Annotated in this window: 1 protein-coding gene; it reads left to right on the top strand. The window is 70.2% G+C overall.

Going from position 1 to position 1,330, the window contains the following annotated elements; all coding sequences use genetic code 11:
- Positions 1 to 97: 97 nt before the first annotated feature.
- A partial coding sequence (locus PV350_RS46595; protein WP_500339309.1) for a hypothetical protein occupies positions 98 to 1,330 on the top strand: 1,233 nt, incomplete at its 3' end.

The raw sequence follows: 1,330 nt of genomic DNA, 5'->3' as shown, positions 1-1,330 counted from the left end.
CGGTCAGGACGTCGCGGCGGCCGCTGCCCAGCGGCTAGCCCGATCCCCCCAGCCCCAGGAATGGTCAGGGCAGCGAGGACCGGCGGGTGGCCTGCGCGTGTGGACCATGCAGGCGGACAGCAACACCGCGGATCTGAACAAGACCATTCTGGAACACGCGCTGAACGACCCCACCGCAGGGCCGGGTACACCGGAGCACCGCCGGCGGCTGCAGAACGCCCTGGATTCCCACCGTCCTGCCCCGGCTGCTGCCGGACGAGCGGCAGAAGGCGGTCAGATACTGCTTACTGCCGTCAGCAGCGAGAGCGACACGCCGGATACCACCAGCCAGGAGGCTGCTGCGAAAACGGCTCGCACGGAAACCCGGGGTCCGGCTCTGGCATCCGGCGGTGTGCCGCGTCCTGCGACCGGCCGCGTGCCCGGCACACCCGATGAGGATTCCGACCTCGCCGATGCCGTGACAGGCGGCGCCGAGGCTGTGGCGGGCGACAGCGACGGCAGCGATGACGGGGCGACGGTGGTCGGCGACGGCGAGGCGACGGCGGCCGGCGGGGATGCCGATGATGTCACGGTGGTCGGTGAGGATGCGGCGGCTGGTGGGGCGGGAGCGGAGCGGGATAAGAGTGGCCTGCCCGAACCCGGGGACGGTCATGACAAGGTCCGTGCCTGGCTGGCTGGTCAGAGCCCCGACTTGGCTGACCCGTATAAGGCGGTGCTGCTGGATCCGGAGAGCCGGTTCCCTGCGGAGACCACCGCGCATCCGGCTGCCATCTGGCCCCCGGGCATCTATGGCACTGCGGGGGCGAGGGGCCTGTCAGATGGGGAGCACGCTGCCGCTCAAGCGCGGGTTCGTGGATGGCTTGCACCGGCTAGTGATCAAGGATGGCTCGCATCGGCTCAACAAGCCGCTGGCCGAGCCGCTGCGCAGGACGGCAGTGGGGTGTCGGATGGGGATCTCGCTGCTGTCCGGGCCGTGGTGCACGAACAGGCCGCTGCCCAGGCCGCTGCCCGAGTGGCTGTGCTGTTGGGTCGTTTTCGCAGTGCTCAGGCTGCTGCGGTCGGTGGCTCGGTCGGCGATCTTGTCGTAATAGGGAGGCAGTTGGAGCGGGAGGGGGTGGACGTCTTCCGCTCGGAGTGGGCGGCCCTGCCAGTGGCTGAACAAACCGAGGTCACAGCCTTGGTGGTGGGGGCGGTCGGCCCGGAGGATTTCGCGGGCTGGGACACCCGTGACGTGGGTGCTGTTGCGGTGGCCCGCCGGTCTGGCCAGGCGGCTGCGGACGCCGTCATCAGGCACGTGTCGGCCGAGCGTGCCAGGCTTCGTTCTCAGCCG

Origin of the sequence: Streptomyces sp. PA03-6a (assembly GCF_033792765.1) — a bacterium.
GTDB lineage: Bacteria > Actinomycetota > Actinomycetes > Streptomycetales > Streptomycetaceae > Actinacidiphila.
The sequence above is the reverse complement of the archived record's forward strand: the minus strand, read 5'-3'. Positions and strand labels throughout refer to the sequence as shown.